This is a genomic window from Lagierella sp. ICN-221743 (assembly GCF_037890055.1).
GTDB lineage: Bacteria > Bacillota > Clostridia > Tissierellales > Peptoniphilaceae > Mediannikoviicoccus.
In genome coordinates this window covers 134,742-149,813 of record NZ_JBBKBD010000001.1, presented here as the reverse complement: position 1 = coordinate 149,813, position 15,072 = coordinate 134,742, and the positions used below count along the sequence as shown (strand labels likewise).

15 protein-coding genes and 1 other annotated feature are annotated in these 15,072 nt (G+C 31.8%); of the genes, 14 read left to right on the top strand and 1 reads right to left on the bottom strand.

Annotation, left to right across the window (positions count from 1 at the left end):
- Positions 1-17 precede the first annotated feature (17 nt).
- From WKS98_RS00745 to WKS98_RS00700, 10 genes are all read left to right on the top strand, one after another.
- On the top strand, positions 18-881 hold the full coding sequence (locus tag WKS98_RS00745; RefSeq protein WP_498916053.1) for a Cof-type HAD-IIB family hydrolase: 864 nt from the start codon (positions 18-20) through the stop codon (positions 879-881).
- Positions 874-1,314: a peroxiredoxin gene (locus tag WKS98_RS00740; protein WP_237036477.1), complete on the top strand. Its 441-nt coding sequence runs from the start codon at positions 874-876 to the stop codon at positions 1,312-1,314. The genes WKS98_RS00745 and WKS98_RS00740 overlap by 8 nt, the downstream gene beginning before the upstream one ends.
- The gene (mnmL, locus tag WKS98_RS00735; protein ID WP_498916050.1) at positions 1,307-2,248 is read left to right on the top strand and encodes a tRNA modification radical SAM protein MnmL/YtqA; all 942 of its coding nucleotides are present in this window, start codon (positions 1,307-1,309) and stop codon (positions 2,246-2,248) included. The genes WKS98_RS00740 and mnmL overlap by 8 nt, the downstream gene beginning before the upstream one ends.
- Positions 2,249-2,290: 42 nt before the next feature.
- Positions 2,291-2,713: an ATP-binding protein gene (locus WKS98_RS00730; RefSeq protein ID WP_498916048.1), complete on the top strand. Its 423-nt coding sequence runs from the start codon at positions 2,291-2,293 to the stop codon at positions 2,711-2,713.
- A 58-nt stretch (positions 2,714-2,771) separates the two neighbouring features.
- Complete coding sequence (locus tag WKS98_RS00725; protein ID WP_498916046.1) at positions 2,772-3,299, top strand: DUF6648 family protein; 528 nt, start codon at positions 2,772-2,774, stop codon at positions 3,297-3,299.
- Positions 3,300-3,433: 134 nt separating this feature from the next.
- Positions 3,434-3,670 (top strand) — a binding site (T-box leader).
- A 60-nt stretch (positions 3,671-3,730) separates the two neighbouring features.
- Positions 3,731-4,912 (top strand): ABC transporter substrate-binding protein, encoded by a 1,182-nt coding sequence (locus tag WKS98_RS00720; RefSeq protein WP_498916044.1) that lies wholly within the window; start codon positions 3,731-3,733, stop codon positions 4,910-4,912.
- A 56-nt stretch (positions 4,913-4,968) separates the two neighbouring features.
- Positions 4,969-5,856, top strand: a complete 888-nt coding sequence (locus WKS98_RS00715) for a branched-chain amino acid ABC transporter permease (RefSeq protein WP_498916042.1) — start codon at positions 4,969-4,971, stop codon at positions 5,854-5,856.
- 1 nt (position 5,857) lies between these two features.
- Positions 5,858-6,832, top strand: a complete 975-nt coding sequence (locus WKS98_RS00710) for a branched-chain amino acid ABC transporter permease (protein WP_498916040.1) — start codon at positions 5,858-5,860, stop codon at positions 6,830-6,832.
- Positions 6,816-7,607 (top strand): ABC transporter ATP-binding protein, encoded by a 792-nt coding sequence (locus tag WKS98_RS00705; protein WP_498916038.1) that lies wholly within the window; start codon positions 6,816-6,818, stop codon positions 7,605-7,607. Before WKS98_RS00710 ends, WKS98_RS00705 begins: the two co-directional genes overlap by 17 nt.
- 10 nt (positions 7,608-7,617) lie before the next feature.
- Positions 7,618-8,331 (top strand): ABC transporter ATP-binding protein, encoded by a 714-nt coding sequence (locus tag WKS98_RS00700; protein ID WP_498916036.1) that lies wholly within the window; start codon positions 7,618-7,620, stop codon positions 8,329-8,331.
- Positions 8,332-8,388: 57 nt separating this feature from the next.
- Here WKS98_RS00700 and WKS98_RS00695 read toward each other — a convergent pair whose 3' ends face one another.
- Complete coding sequence (locus WKS98_RS00695) at positions 8,389-8,832, bottom strand: hypothetical protein (RefSeq protein ID WP_498916034.1); 444 nt, start codon at positions 8,830-8,832, stop codon at positions 8,389-8,391.
- Between the two features lie 71 nt (positions 8,833-8,903).
- On the opposite strand from WKS98_RS00695, the gene WKS98_RS00690 reads away from it, so the two are divergent.
- Genes WKS98_RS00690 through WKS98_RS00675 form a run of 4 tightly spaced genes read left to right on the top strand, consistent with a single transcriptional unit; the run spans position 8,904 to position 15,071 of the window.
- Positions 8,904-9,878 (top strand): RluA family pseudouridine synthase, encoded by a 975-nt coding sequence (locus tag WKS98_RS00690; protein WP_498916033.1) that lies wholly within the window; start codon positions 8,904-8,906, stop codon positions 9,876-9,878.
- Positions 9,859-11,487 carry a uridine kinase family protein gene (locus tag WKS98_RS00685; RefSeq protein ID WP_498916031.1) on the top strand — a complete coding sequence of 543 codons (1,629 nt, stop codon included), beginning with the start codon at positions 9,859-9,861 and terminating at the stop codon, positions 11,485-11,487. Before WKS98_RS00690 ends, WKS98_RS00685 begins: the two co-directional genes overlap by 20 nt.
- 1 nt (position 11,488) lies before the next feature.
- Positions 11,489-12,388 (top strand): ROK family protein, encoded by a 900-nt coding sequence (locus WKS98_RS00680; protein WP_498916030.1) that lies wholly within the window; start codon positions 11,489-11,491, stop codon positions 12,386-12,388.
- A complete protein-coding gene (locus WKS98_RS00675; protein ID WP_498916028.1) occupies positions 12,381-15,071 on the top strand; it encodes a PD-(D/E)XK nuclease family protein in 2,691 nt (896 codons plus the stop codon). Before WKS98_RS00680 ends, WKS98_RS00675 begins: the two co-directional genes overlap by 8 nt.
- Position 15,072 lies beyond the last annotated feature (1 nt).

The window sequence follows — 15,072 nt, the reverse complement described above, 5'->3', positions numbered from 1 at the left end:
CTTAATAAGGATTTAAAATGTTTATTAAAGATGAAATGGTAAAAAATTTTAATACTATTTGTTTTGATTTAGATGGAACGCTTTTGAATGATGAAAAAAATATTCCACCAAGCACTGTTGATGTTTTAAGAAATCTACAATTTTCTGGTTGTGAAATAATTATTGCCACTGGAAGATCCGTAGAAAAGTCGGAAGAGTTTTTAAAAGACCTAGACTTTCCCTATACCATAGTTGCGAATAATGGAGCCATAGCAGTGGATAATCTTCATAAAAATATCTTTTTCATCTCACCAATAGAAAAAGAGTTTTTTAAAAAAATATATGATGAGAGCAAGAGGGTAAAAATTTCACCCTATCTACATGTGTATGATAAAAATAATAAGTATAGCCTTATTATAGACGATGAAAAAAACAAAGAGGACTTCTTTGGCTCCGTACAAACTGTTGATGAAGTGGCACATATGTGGGAAGCACCAGAGTATTTATTTGACTCCATACTGTCAATTGTGTATTTAGAGTCCGATGAAAATATAGAAAAGATATGTAGCATTATCGACGCTTTAAATTTAGATATAACTACTCATACTATTTATGCTTTTAGAGAGGGCCATATGATGACAGAGTTTTTGAACAAGACTGCTACAAAGGGGCAGGGAATAGAAAAATATCTTAAAACCAAGGAAAAGACATGGGAAAATGTAATTTCTTTTGGTGATGACAACAACGACTTGTCAATGATAGCAAACTCAAAATTGGGTATAAGTATGTTAAACGGTTCTAATGAATTAAAAAAAGTAGCGGACATTATTACAGAATATGATAACAACTGTAATGGTGTTGAAGTAGAACTAAAAAAAATATACGGAGGTATGTATGAATAACTTAAAAGACTTAATGGGCGAAGATTTTGCCAAAGAAAATGAAGGCAAAAATCTAGTTATATACTTTTATCCTAAGGACAACACAAAGGGATGCACAACAGAAGCAATAGAATTTTCAGAAAATAAAAAAGAGTTTGAAAAATTAAATACTAAAATATATGGAATTTCAAAGGATTCACAAAAATCCCATGACAAATTTATAAAAGATCATAATCTAGAAATAGATCTTCTAACTGACGAAGAGCTTGAACTTATAAAGGCTTTTGATGTATGGAAGAAAAAGAAAATGTATGGGAAAGAGTACATGGGTGTGGAAAGATCTACTTTTATTTTTAATAAAGAGGGTGTTCTTGTTAAAGAGTATAGAAAAGTAAAGGTTAAAGATCATGTAAAGAATGTTTTGGAGTTTGTAAAGGAAGAGCTTAATGACTAATCTTCCGTATAGGGCCTACAGTGATTATTTAAGGGAGAAATTCGGGCAGAAGGTCTATAAGCTTCCAATTAAACTGGACCTGACCTGTCCCAATAGAGATGGTACTGTGGCTCGTGGAGGCTGTATGTTCTGTGGTGAATCCGGCGGATCATTTGAAAATTTATGTGAGAAGATGTCTGTGGAAAGTCAACTTAAATCTAACATGGACTATATTGGAAAGAGATATGGGGCGAAATTATTTATAGCCTACTTCCAAAACTTTTCAAATACCTATATGCCAATTGAAGAATTTGAAAATTCTATTAAAAGCTGCCAAATGGATAATATTGTTGGGATTTATATTTCAACAAGACCAGACTGCATATATAGAGAGCATTTAGAATTTCTAAGAGAATTTTCAAAAGAAACTGGACTTGAAATTGTTTTTGAACTTGGATTACAAACTGCAAACTACCATAGCTTGAAAATATTAAACAGGGGCCATGGCATATCTGAATTTGTAGATGCATGTATAAGAATAAAACAAAGTGGTTTTAAAATATGCACCCATGTGATTTTAGGACTGCCATGGGATGACGATTTAGATGTTATAGAGACTGCAAAGCTTATAAACGTGCTTAAAGTTGACGAAGTGAAGATACACAGTCTATACATTCCAAAAAACACTAAGCTTAGTGAGATGTATAAAAAAAATGAATTTGAATTAATCAGCATTGAGGAGTACGAGAGAAAAGTTATTTTATTTTTAAGGAATCTAAACTCTGACATAGCTATTCAAAGACTTGTGGGAAGAATGCCTAAGGAGGAAACTGTTTTCTGTAATTGGAACACTTCATGGTGGTTAATCAAGGAAGCTATTGAAAAAGAAATGTTAGAAAATGGATATAGTCAAGGAGATTTTTATACTGCACTTGATGAAAATCCATTTAAATAGTACAATAATAACAACAGTAACTTAAAGAAAGGTTGTGGTTAAATGGTTAAATTAGTTATTGGTCCTTCAGGAAGTGGAAAGACTAAATGGTTAATTGACGAAGCAAATAAAGAAAAGGCTTCAGGAAACGGTAACATAGTATTTGTAGACACTGATGATTCACATATCTATTCACTAGATCATCAAGTAAGACTTATTAATGCAAATAACTATCATATAAGCTCTGTAAATGGATTTTACGGATTTTTAGCAGGAATTATTTCAAGAGACTACGATATTAAAAAAATATATGTAGATGGTATTTACGATATAGTTGATATAAGTGTAAAAGAGTTAGAACAACTATCTGAAGAGCTAACAAAGCTTTCAGAAGAGTTCGAAGTTGAGTTCTATATAGGACTTAATAAAGAAAAAAGTGACTTACCAAGCGCAATGTTAGAAAATAGCATTGAACTTTCCTTATAATTTTAAACTAGAAAGATAAAAAGGCATATGAAAATATGCCTTTTTTAAAAGATTAGAAATGGCAACGGAAAAAGAAAATATAGAAACCTTTTTAAAAGAAAGAGACAACTTAATAAAAAAACTTGACGATGGGAAACTGGATAAGAGAAGTTTTTTAGATGAAAATGCAAAACTTGTGGAAAAACTATCCATGAGACCTTTTTGCCCAGTGGACTCCTTAGAAAAGGGTCTTTACAATTATCATTATTACAATGTATTAGCTAAGTACTATAATGATATGGGAAATTTGTCAAAGGGACGAAAGCAAAAATGCAATTTCAATAAGAGGGACAATTATTACTGCGAAAAAGATAAATCCTTACAGGCCATGCTTGAAATAAAAAACTACGAAAATGTAGAGGCGTATTATATAGAGCTTCACTCAGTAAGGTTAAAAAATTCTATTTTTGAAGTTGTATTTACGGATAAAAAATATGCGGTATTTCACTCTAAAAACATAGAAATTTTAAAAAATCTAAAAGATAATTCTGTGTTTTCAGAAGTTTCACAAAAGTCAATTATTGATACATATGTAAACAAACCATAATTTAAGAGCGACGAAGGATAAAATATCTATATAAAAATATAAATATATTCTCATAAAAAGGTTAATAAAATTATTAAATTAATTTTCATAACTATGTTTGACAATGAAAAAAAATGATACTATAATACAAAATAATAAATGCGATGATGTGGAAGAGTAATTGGGCTAGTCTTTATAGAGAGCTAGTGTTTGGTGAAAACTAGCAAGATGAAACTAATGAAAATCACCACTAAGCTATTTTGTCGAAAACGTAGACAAATTCGGGAGCTCCCGTTATAGAGCTATTCATTAAATGAATTTAAGTGCATCATTAGATGAAGAAGAGTGGTACCGCGGAGTATATAAATTTGTATATATCCTTCGTCTCTTTAGCCTATATTGGGTTAAAAAGACGGAGGTTTTTTTATACCCAAAAAGATTTGGAGGGAATTATGAAAGTAAAAAAGAAATTTTTAGTTGGAATGTTAGTAGCAGGATTGTTGCTATCAGGTTGCTCAAGTGAAGGAGCAGGAAAAAATGGAACAGACGGTTCGTCATCTAAACAAGAATCAGGAGAAACTATTAAACTAGGTAACTCAGCTCCACTTACTGGCGCTCTATCAATTTATGGTATAACAACCAATAACGGTATAAAGTTAGCTATCGATCAAATAAATGCCGATGGAGGAATCCTTGGAAAAAAACTAGAGTGGCATGAATATGATGATAAAGGTGAAATAACAGACGCTGTAACAAATTACAACAAGCTTATGCAAGATAAAGTAGAAGCAATATTCGGTGGAGTACCTTCTAAGCCATCATTAGCCATAGCAGATTCTTCTGTAAAAGATGGAATAGTATATATAACACCAACAGGAACACAGGCTAATATAACTGAGGGAAAACCAAATGTATTTAGAACATGCTTTACAGATCCGTTTCAAGGAGAAGTTTTAGCGAACTTTTCTAAAACAAAACTTGATGCTAAAAAAGTTGCGATATTACGTAATCAATCTTCAGACTTTTCTATGGGAGTAGCAGATGTTTTTAAAGATAAATCTAAAGAACTTGGCATGGATTTAGTAGCGGATGAATCCTATGGAGATAATGACAATGACTTTAAAGCGCAATTAACAAATATAAAAGGTAAAAATCCAGACGTGTTATTTATACCTGACTATTATGAAAAAGTTGCTCTAATAGTTCCTCAAGTAAGAGATGCAGGAATTGATGCAACATTAGTTGGTGCAGATGGATGGGATACAGTTTTATCTGTACTTGACAAATCTAACTTCAAAGCAATAGAAGGTTCATACTTTGCAAATCAGTTTACACTAGAAGATCCAGATGAGAGGGTACAAAAATTTATAAAAGACTATAAAGAAAAATATGGTGAAAATCCATCAACCTTTGCTGCCGAAGGTTATGACACAGTTTATTTATATAAACAAGCTGTAGAAGATGCTAACACAACAGAGTGGGTTAAGGTAATAGAATCATTGAAGAAACTTCCTTTTGATGGAGTAACTGGATCATTCATATATGACGAGAACAACAACCCAGTAAAAACAGCAAAGATGATAAAGATAGTAGATGGAAATTACAAATTTGACAGTGACGCTGGTGTAGAATAAAAATAATATCTAAGCTCTATGAAAATAGGGCTTAGATAAATGATAAGGAGATTTTAATGGATTTTATAACTCAATTATTTAATGGGCTACAGCTAGGTAGTATATATGCCTTGATAGCCTTAGGATATACCATGGTCTATGGTATTGCAAAATTAATTAACTTTGCCCATGGAGACATAATCATGGTGGGAGGTTACACTGTATTTTTAGCAATACAGATGTCTGCTTTTAAAGCGGGATTACCTCTATGGGTAGCAATTGTACCGGCAATATTGGTTTGCACATTATTAGGAATTATAATAGAAAGAATTGCCTATAGGCCACTTAGAAATTCTTCTAGAATTTCACTTTTAATTACGACGATAGGTGTTTCTTTACTTCTTCAAAATTTATTTGTAAAAATATTTACATCAAGTGCAAAGCCGATTCCTGCACTTTTTCCTCAAAAGTCAATTAATTTTGCAGGAATGCACTTGTCATTTGCAACAATTTTGACAATTGCATCAACACTAATACTTACTTACCTATTAAACCTATTTGTAAATAAGACTAAGTATGGTAAGTCAATGCTTGCAGTTAGTGAAGATTATGGGGCGGCAGAACTTGTGGGCATAAATGTGAATGGTGTAATGACAATGACCTTTGCCATTGGGTCTGCCCTTGCGGGAGTTGCATCGGTTTTATATATTGCATCCTACCCTCAAATACATCCTTTCATGGGTTCAATGCTTGGGATAAAAGCATTTACAGCAGCGGTTCTTGGAGGTATAGGAAGTATTTCAGGAGCTGTAATAGGAGGAATTATACTTGGCATAGTAGAGGTGTTAACTAGAGCGTATCTATCAAGTGCCTATGCTGATGCCATTGTATTTGTTATTTTGATTGTTGTATTACTAGTTCAACCAAATGGTTTATTAGGAAAACTAGAGAAAGAAAAGGTATAGTATGTCAAAAAATAGAAGAAAAACTTATTTAATAACAGCTGTTACAGTGTTTGCATTTTATTTAGTTGTCCAATTACTAATAAACGCTGGAGTAGTTAATAGATATTGGCAAAACATTTTAATCCTTATATGCATAAACATTATAATGACCACTAGCCTTAACCTTACCGTAGGAGTTTTAGGTCAAATTAATTTGGGACATGCAGGGTTTATGGCAATTGGTGCCTATGCTGCGGGAATATTTTTAAAGTCTGGAGTTATAGGTGGGTTCCCAGGTTTTATGCTAAGTCTTATAATAGCAGGACTTGTGGCTGCAGTATTTGGAGTTTTAATAGGATTGCCGGTTTTAAGACTTACAGGAGATTATCTTGCAATTGTAACTTTGGCCTTTGGAGAAATAATCAGAGTTTTAATTGAAAACTTAGGATTCACTGGAGGAGCTCAAGGTATGGCGGGAATACCTACCACAGACAGCTTTGGAAAATATTATTTTGTAGCTGCATTTTTATTGGCCATGATTTTTACTTACGCTTCAAGTCGTCAAGGAAGAGCGGTTCTTTCCATTAGAGATAATGAACTTGCCGCTGAAAGCTGTGGTATTAACATAACTAAGCATAAGACTTTAACCTTTACACTATCTGCAATTTTTGCAGGTGTTGCAGGTGCGTTATATGCACAAAGTTTTGGAGTGCTTGCAGCAAATATATTTAATTATAACAAGTCCTTTGACTATCTTGTTATGGTGGTATTAGGTGGAATGGGTTCCATGACTGGAGCAATTTTCTCATCCATTGGTTTAACAATACTTCCTGAAGTATTAAGACCACTTGCTGAATGGAGAATGGTATTTTACGCTCTTACATTAATTGTAGTTATGATCTTTAGACCTCAAGGTCTATTGGGACGAAAAGAATTTTCTATAAGAAGATTTCTCAAAATAGATAAATATAAGAAAGGAGATGTGGAAGGTGAATAATAAAGAAGTAGAAAATAAAAATATATTAGAAGTAAAAAACCTATCCATCTCCTTTGGTGGACTTAAAGCCGTAGAAAATGTTAGTTTTAAACTAAAAAAGGGAGAACTTTTAGGTTTAATTGGTCCAAATGGCGCTGGAAAAACCACTTTGTTTAATATGCTTTCAGGAGTCTATACTCCAACCAGTGGAGAAATTCTTCTTGAAGGTCAAAAGACAAATGGAATATCTCCAGATAATCTTTCTAAGCTTGGCGTAGCAAGAACATTTCAAAACATTAGACTATTTGACAACTTGACTGTTCTTGATAATGTGAAGCTCGCCATGAACCAATATATGGAGTATGGAGTTTTAACAGGAATGTTAAGACTTCCGAAATTTTGGAAGGAAGAAAACGAGGCAACAGAAAAAGCAAAAGAGATTTTGGAATTATTTAATTTAGAAAAATATTTTAGAGCATTTGCCGGTTCACTTCCATACGGGGCACAACGAAAGTTAGAAATTGCCAGGGCAATGGCTACAAGGCCTAAACTTCTTTTACTTGACGAGCCAGCGGCGGGAATGAACGAATCAGAAACTAAAGATTTAATGGATTCAATAAAGGTTATTAGAGAAAAGACAGGCGTGTCCATTTTGTTAATAGAACATGATATGAACTTGGTGCTTGGAATATCTGAAAGACTGATTGTATTAAACTATGGAGAAATTTTAGCTGAAGGTAATCCTAAAGAAGTTATTCAAAATGAAGAAGTTGTGAAAGCTTACTTAGGAAGTTAGAGAGGTTTATATGAGTATATTAAAAGTAGAAAATTTAAATGTTTTTTATGGTAATATCCAAGCTCTAAAAGGAATTAATTTAAAAATTGAAAAAGGTGAAGTTGTTTCTCTTATTGGTGCAAATGGAGCTGGTAAGACAACTACACTTCAAACCATATCTGGATTATTAGATGCGAAAGAGGGAGATATCTTTTTCGATGGGAAATCTATAAAAAAAGAAAAGTCATTTAAGAGAGTTAGAGATGGCCTTGCGCAGGTTCCTGAAGGAAGAAGGGTATTTAATGGTCTATCTGTAGAAGATAATTTAATGTTAGGTTCTATTGTTTCTGAGTGGAGCCCTGAACAAGTAAAGACAGAAATGGATAAGATTTATAAATTATTTCCTGTTTTAGAAGAGAGAAAGAGTCAAAAGGCAGGAACGTTATCTGGAGGAGAGCAACAGATGCTTGCCATGGGAAGGGCACTTTTAACAAACCCAAAGGTGCTTTTATTAGACGAACCTTCCATGGGACTTTCACCATTATTTGTAGATAAAATATTCGATACAATTAGGATATTGAAAGAAGAAGGCAGAACAATTTTATTGGTGGAGCAAAACGCAAACCTTGCACTGGACATAGCGGACAGAGCATATGTATTAGAGACGGGTAAAATTGTGAAAGAGGGAAGAGCTAGCGATTTAAAAGCAGATCCAGATGTTAAAGCAGCATACCTTGGAATATAAATATTGAAAGAAAAAAAGTATCAACCTATTTCAACAAAGAGTAGGCTGATACTTTTTTTAATTTTTCTTAGCTTCATCAAGTGCATTATTTGTAATTTGGTTCACGACTTCTTCCATGGTTGAACCTTTTTTTATTTCATAGTCACCATACTTAATTTTATCTTGTAGGCTATAGGTGTTAATGATGTTTAGAAAACCTTCAACATCTTCAACTACATTTGACTCATGTAAAATCCTTGCCACATCTTCTGGGGAACTGCCTTCAGGAAGTAATACGGATATATCTATGTCTGGCATATTATCTTCGCTGTAAAGAGCTTCTCTTTCTACGTTTTCTGCAGCTTTCACTTCGTTTCCACCAATCTTGCTGTAGTCCCTTGAAAACATAAATCTTATTCTATTTTGCAGTATAAATGCAACTGCAACAATAATCAAAAGCGTAAAAACAAAATGGTTTAAATCATAAATTGTATCTTTAATGAAATTAATAAATCTTCTCATGGCTCTCCTTTAATTAACTCTTAGTTCAATGTATAATTTAGATAGTAATATTATAACACAAAGGATAGGATATGAGAGAAATTACAGTGGGTAAAAACGACTCTAATCAAAGAATGGATCGTTTTTTAAATAAATATTTACCAAAGGCGCCTAAGTCGCTTATACAAAAGTACATTAGGCAAAAGAAAATAAAATTAAATAAAAAGAGGACAAAGCCCGACGATGTTATTTTTGAAGGGGATAAGATTCAATTTTATATTTACGAAGAAGTACTGTCAGAGTATGAAGAAGATAAAAAGAATTTAATTTTAGAAAACAATTTGGATATTATATACGAAGATAAAAATATAATTTTATTGAATAAGACAGCGGGCAAACTTAGCCATGCGGCGTCAAAGGCGGATTATGGAAATAACTTAGTTGACGAAATGATAAGTTATCTTATTTCAAAGGAAGAATATGTTCCAAGAATTGAAAAGTCATTTATACCTGCTATTTCAAATAGGTTGGATAGAAACACTTCTGGAATTATAATTGGCTGTAAAAATAAAAATTCTTTAAATAATATGAATAAGGCAGTGGCAAATGGTCATGTGGAAAAATATTATTTAACAATTGCCAAGGGGAATTTGAAAGATAAGAAAGTTGTTGCAAATCTTAATAGAGAAAATAACCGAACAGTTGTATCAAAGACGGGGAAGGAATCTATTTCAGAATTTAAAAATTTGAAGTATGAAAAAGGTTTTTCTCTTGTGGAAGTAAATCTCATAACTGGACGAACTCATCAAATCAGAAGCCATTTAAACTCCATAAAGCATCCAATTATAGGTGATGGAAAGTATGGAGATAATGGATTAAATAGAGAGTTTAGAGAAAAATATGGCGTGAATAGACAGCTACTTCATGCATATAAAATTATTTTGAATGGCTTTGATGGAGAATTAAGTTATTTAAATGGAAAATCATTTATATCTAAATTACCGAAAGATTTTTCAAAGGTAGTCATTGATTTATTTGGGGAGGACTATGAAAGTTTATATAAATAAAAAAGAGTTTGATGTTGAAAAGAACATTACGGGGCTAGAACTTGCAAAGAAGCTATATCCTGAGAAAAAGATTGTAAGTGCCATTGTAAATGATATGTATTTCAATCTATTTGAAAAAATTAATGAAGGTGACAAAATTCAGTTTTTTGATGGTTATGCGGAGGAAAGTGAAGATATTCTTGAAAGAACTTTAACATTAGTATTTATACTTGCTTGTAAGAAGATATATGCGGATAAAAAAATAAGGGTGGAACATACAATAGGAGACCATCTTTACTGCGAATGGGACGACAGGGAGCCTTTCTTTCACTCTGAAATTGAAACTATTTCTAAAAAAATGGAAGAGATTATAAAGGCAGACTATCCAATACTTAGAAAGTCTGGAAGTAAAAACGAGGTTATGAAGATTTTTGAAGAGGCGGGTTATGATAAAAAGTCCAATCTATTTAAAAATTTAGATTTTGAAACTATTGACTACAATATTGTTGATGGAAATGTGTTTAAGTTCTTTGGCTACCTTGCGCCTTCAACAGGTTGCCTTCTAGACTTTGACATTAAAGCATACTATCCAGGAATTGTTATAACCACATCGACCGCTTCAACAAATGGAGAGTTAAAAGATTTTAAAGAGCAAAAGTTACTTTCAAAAGTTTTTTTAGCATCAAATAGATGGACAAAGCTTTTAAACATTAGAGATGTTGGACAACTAAATGACTATATATTGGCTGGACAAAGCAAATATATTATCGACATGGCAGAAGCCTACTTTGAAAATCAAATATCAAATGTTGCGGACAATATAGTGTACGACCAAGATGTAAATCTTGTTCAAATTGCAGGTCCGTCATCTTCAGGAAAAACAACTTTAGCATATAGATTGAAAGTGCAACTTGGTATAAGGGGAAAGAAGACTATTTTGATTTCAACCGATGACTACTTTGTTGAAAGAAAGGACACTCCCCTTGATAAAAATGGGGAGCCAGATTACGAATCTATTAAAGCTATTGACTTAGAACTGTTCAATAAAGACTTAATGTCTCTAATTGAAGGTAAGTCCGTAAGGCTTCCACACTTTGACTTTGTAACGGGGAAGAGACAATTTGAAAAAACTGAAACAAGACTTGATTCAAATAGCATAATTATTATTGAGGGACTTCATGGTTTAAATCCAGAACTTACAGAGATGGTCCCAGAAAAAAATAAATATAAAATTTATATTTCGGCTCTAACACCTTTAAACTTGGACAATCACAATAGAATTTCGTCATCGATGGTTAGGTTAATTAGAAGAATGGTTAGGGACTATAATTTTAGAGGAAACTCCGCTGATAAAACTCTTTCCACTTGGCACAAAGTTAGAGCAGGAGAGGAAATATATGTGTTTCCATACCAAGACTTGGCAGACATAACACTGGACTCTTCACTAATATATGAACTGGCAGTTTTGAAAAAATATGCCTTTGAATTGTTTGAAAAGTATGAATATAGCAAACAGAACCTTAAGATGATTAAGGAGTTGAAAGCATTTTTAAAATATTTTGTCGATATAGAAGATGAAGAATATATTCCAGTAAACTCAATTTTAAGAGAAATGATAGGTAGGGGTTAATATGAAAAAAGTTTTAGGCATTGACATTGGCGGTACAAAAATAAGTTTTGGACTTATGAATGATGAGGGAGAACTTTTAAAGACAACAAAAAAATCCACTGAATTAAATAGAGAAGATATTTTAGACACCTTAATCGATGGAATAAAAGAGTTTAAAAATGAAAATCCAATTGCCATTAGCATTTCCGTTGCAGGCTTTGTTGACACAAATCAAGGAAAGATTTTAGTTTCACCAAATATAAAGGGCTTTTGGGGATTTCATTTAAAAGAGAGCTTGGAAAGGGTAATAGATATTCCGGTTTTTGTAGCAAATGATGCAAATATGGCAGCCCTTGCTGAAAAGTGGATAGGAAGTGCTAAAGAGTTCGACAACTTCGTTATGCTAACCATGGGAACAGGCCTTGGTGGAGCTGTTTATGATAGTAGAACAGGGTTCCTAGAAGGCTCAACCTTTCAAGGAGCAGAGCTTGGTCATATAATAATGTATCCAGATGGAAGGGATTGTGGGTGTGGCCAAAAGGGCTGTGCTGAAAAATATATTGCAGGTTCATCTCTAAGTGCAAACTATAAAGATTTAACAGGAAAAGAACTTCAAGGTCCAGAAATAATTTCAATACTTGAAAAAGACGAAAATGCAAAAGAGGCATTAAAAAAAGTTTCTAGAGACTTGGCCATATACCTTTCAACTATAAAAAATATCTTTGATCCGCAGGCAGTTATAATTGGTGGAGGATTTAGTGAAACATCTAAATATTGGCTTGAAAACACAATCGAAGAGTATATAAAAATTTGCAATAGGCCAGGAGACATGAAGATAATGACAGGGAAGTTTTTAAATGATGCTGGAATTATCGGAGCATGTAGAAATGCTTTTATAAACATGGATAAAAAAGATGCATAATATTTTAAACTATAGAAACAAAACTAGAGTATATGAAGACTTAAAAAATAAAGTTATTGATCTATTAAAAGAAAAAAGACAAGATTTCATTGTGCTACTTCCCAGCCAAAGTTTAATAAATAAACTTATGGAGGACTTGGCAAAGGAGTTTGAGGTTATTTTAGGCTTAAAAATATTTACCTTTGATGACTTGGTCAACATGAATTATATAGATAAAGAAGATGAATACAAGGAATATTATTCAAGTATTTTACTTGAAAAGGCATTGGAAGACGCTATAGCAGAAGGGGTTATTGAAGACAATATATTTTTTAACTCCGAAAGTTTTGTTTCAATTGCAAATCGGTTTAACAATATAATATATGAATCAAATCTTGATAAAGATGTATTTTTTGAAAAGCTTTCAGACAGAAAACCATATGTAGCCATTTATGAACTTTTGAAAAAATATAATCACTACATTGATGAACAAGAGTTTGTAGATAAATTTAAGAAGACTGAAAGGTTTTTAAAGAATTTTGAAAATAAAGAAGGTTTAACCAAGGTTATAATAGGTGGATTTAGTAAGTTTAATCCACTGGAGTTAGAGATTTTAAAAAAACTTCAAAGTAAAGATATAGACATAGATATCTACTATCTAAATTCTTATAATAGCCCCAATTGTTTCACCAGCAGGCTATATGAAAAGTTAGAGGATTTAAATTTTAATGTAGTCAATTCGGAATTGGATTTAAATAAATGGGATTATGAAACAAAACTTATTAGGGCAGAGGATGACTTTTTAGAAATAGAAAGGCTTGCCATAGAAGTAAAAAGGGATTTAATCGATAATCCAAAACTTAGTAGTTGCATAATTTTAAGAAATCCTGAAATAATAGAACAGATATGTGAAGTCTTTAATAAAAGTGGGTTAGAGCTTGGAGTTAATGAAGATATTAAATTAATTGACAGCCAAGTTGGGAAATGGATATGTAATTTAGCAAGCCTTGATTTGAATTTGTCAGAGTATCTTCTTAAAAATTACAACAATCCACTTGTTTTTGAAGAAAAGAAAGAAATCCTTGAGTTTGAAAAGATAATCACAGAAAATAATTTTATTGATGTTGATGAAATTTTTATGTTTGAGGAGTTTATGTCCCTAGAAGAATTTCCCGTTATAAAAGAAAAGATTTTAACTTTGAAGAAAAACATTTTGGACATAGATAACAATATTGTTTTTATTAATTTTATATTACAGCTACTTAAATCATATTTAAGTTTTAATAGCATCTTGGAGGATGAAATAGAATATGAATTTTATGAGTTCTTAAATATCCTAAATTCAAAGTTCGGCAAGACAATTGAAACATTACAGTTTAACAAATTTATAAACATATTTAAGTCAATACTTAAGAAGTTTAAAACCAGGGACAAGTCAAAGGTTAATTATAATATTGAACTTACATCATTTAATATGTTCAATCTATTGAGTTATGACAATCTATATTTTATTGGATTTGATGACAATAGCTATCCTCTTAGAAAAGCTACTAACTATTATTTTAATGAAACTTCTACTGCGGAATATAAAGACATAGGACTAGATATTTTAAATAATAGAGAAAATTATTTCTTTGAGTTAATTAATTTCATGAATATCATTGACGAAAGTACAAAAAAGATTTATTTTAGCTATTCAGGTACCGAAGAAAGTTTAGTTTCTCAATTTATAAAATTTATTGGTGAAGACATACTTGAAGAAAATTATGGAATAAAAGATTTTATTAGACCAAATCCAACACAGGTCATATCTAATGAAGATAAGTTAAAGTATTTAAGCAGTTTTGAGAAAAATACTCATTCTAAAAATTTTATAGATGGAATTTCGTTTGAAATCTTTAATAAAAAAGAGAGCGATATTTTCTCAGTTTCAAGACTGGAAACCTATATATCCTGTCCAATTAAATATTTTTACAAGTACATTTTAAAGATAGAGGACTATTTTGAACCAAAGACTGAAGTCTTAAAAATAGGATCTGCAATACATGAGACTTTAAGAATACTCTACGAAGAATATAAAATAAATTTAAATGAGTCATTAAAAAACAAGAAGCTAATTGAAGACATTCTAAAAAAAGAACTTATGCTTCAAGATTACACAATCAATTCAGACAATATGGATACGGTAAAGAGATATGTAGACTTGGTGGACAAAACAATTGAAATGGACTTGGAATATTTAAAAAATAATAATCTAAAACCAATTTCCTTTGAAGAAAAGTTTATAAAGAGTTTAGAAGTTGAAGGAGAAGAAATTAAGTTCACTGGAAGCATAGACAGGGTTGATACGGACGAATATGGAAATATTTATCTTGTAGATTACAAGTTAGGAGCTTCAGGAGTTAAAAACTTTGACGACTTTAATAAAAAGGCAGTGAGTTTACAATTTCCTATTTATGGACTTGTTAAAGGTGCAAGAGCCTGCAGATATATTACGATTGCAAATCCTGGTGTTCACGACTTTTATAATTATTTTGTAGAGGGAGCCTTTGATAATTCTTATCTAAAGCCCATGGAGGAAAGGTTAAAGGAAATAGTTTCTGAAAACTTAAATAACATTCGAGAAGAGAAATTTTTTGAAGGAGCAAAGAATAAAAGCAATTGTTTCTTTTGCGAATTTAAAAATTTTTGTAAATACAGGTGAT

Coding starts and splice junctions, on each gene's coding strand:
- WKS98_RS00710 (WP_498916040.1), top strand. CDS start 5,858: ATGTCAAAAAATAGAAGAAAAACTTATTTAATAACAGCTGTTACAGTG.
- WKS98_RS00730 (WP_498916048.1), top strand. CDS start 2,291: ATGGTTAAATTAGTTATTGGTCCTTCAGGAAGTGGAAAGACTAAATGG.
- WKS98_RS00690 (WP_498916033.1), top strand. CDS start 8,904: ATGAGAGAAATTACAGTGGGTAAAAACGACTCTAATCAAAGAATGGAT.
- WKS98_RS00700 (WP_498916036.1), top strand. CDS start 7,618: ATGAGTATATTAAAAGTAGAAAATTTAAATGTTTTTTATGGTAATATC.
- WKS98_RS00720 (WP_498916044.1), top strand. CDS start 3,731: ATGAAAGTAAAAAAGAAATTTTTAGTTGGAATGTTAGTAGCAGGATTG.
- WKS98_RS00745 (WP_498916053.1), top strand. CDS start 18: ATGTTTATTAAAGATGAAATGGTAAAAAATTTTAATACTATTTGTTTT.
- WKS98_RS00705 (WP_498916038.1), top strand. CDS start 6,816: ATGTGGAAGGTGAATAATAAAGAAGTAGAAAATAAAAATATATTAGAA.
- WKS98_RS00740 (WP_237036477.1), top strand. CDS start 874: ATGAATAACTTAAAAGACTTAATGGGCGAAGATTTTGCCAAAGAAAAT.
- WKS98_RS00685 (WP_498916031.1), top strand. CDS start 9,859: ATGAAAGTTTATATAAATAAAAAAGAGTTTGATGTTGAAAAGAACATT.
- mnmL (WP_498916050.1), top strand. CDS start 1,307: ATGACTAATCTTCCGTATAGGGCCTACAGTGATTATTTAAGGGAGAAA.
- WKS98_RS00695 (WP_498916034.1), bottom strand. CDS start 8,832: ATGAGAAGATTTATTAATTTCATTAAAGATACAATTTATGATTTAAAC.
- WKS98_RS00680 (WP_498916030.1), top strand. CDS start 11,489: ATGAAAAAAGTTTTAGGCATTGACATTGGCGGTACAAAAATAAGTTTT.
- WKS98_RS00715 (WP_498916042.1), top strand. CDS start 4,969: ATGGATTTTATAACTCAATTATTTAATGGGCTACAGCTAGGTAGTATA.
- WKS98_RS00725 (WP_498916046.1), top strand. CDS start 2,772: ATGGCAACGGAAAAAGAAAATATAGAAACCTTTTTAAAAGAAAGAGAC.
- WKS98_RS00675 (WP_498916028.1), top strand. CDS start 12,381: ATGCATAATATTTTAAACTATAGAAACAAAACTAGAGTATATGAAGAC.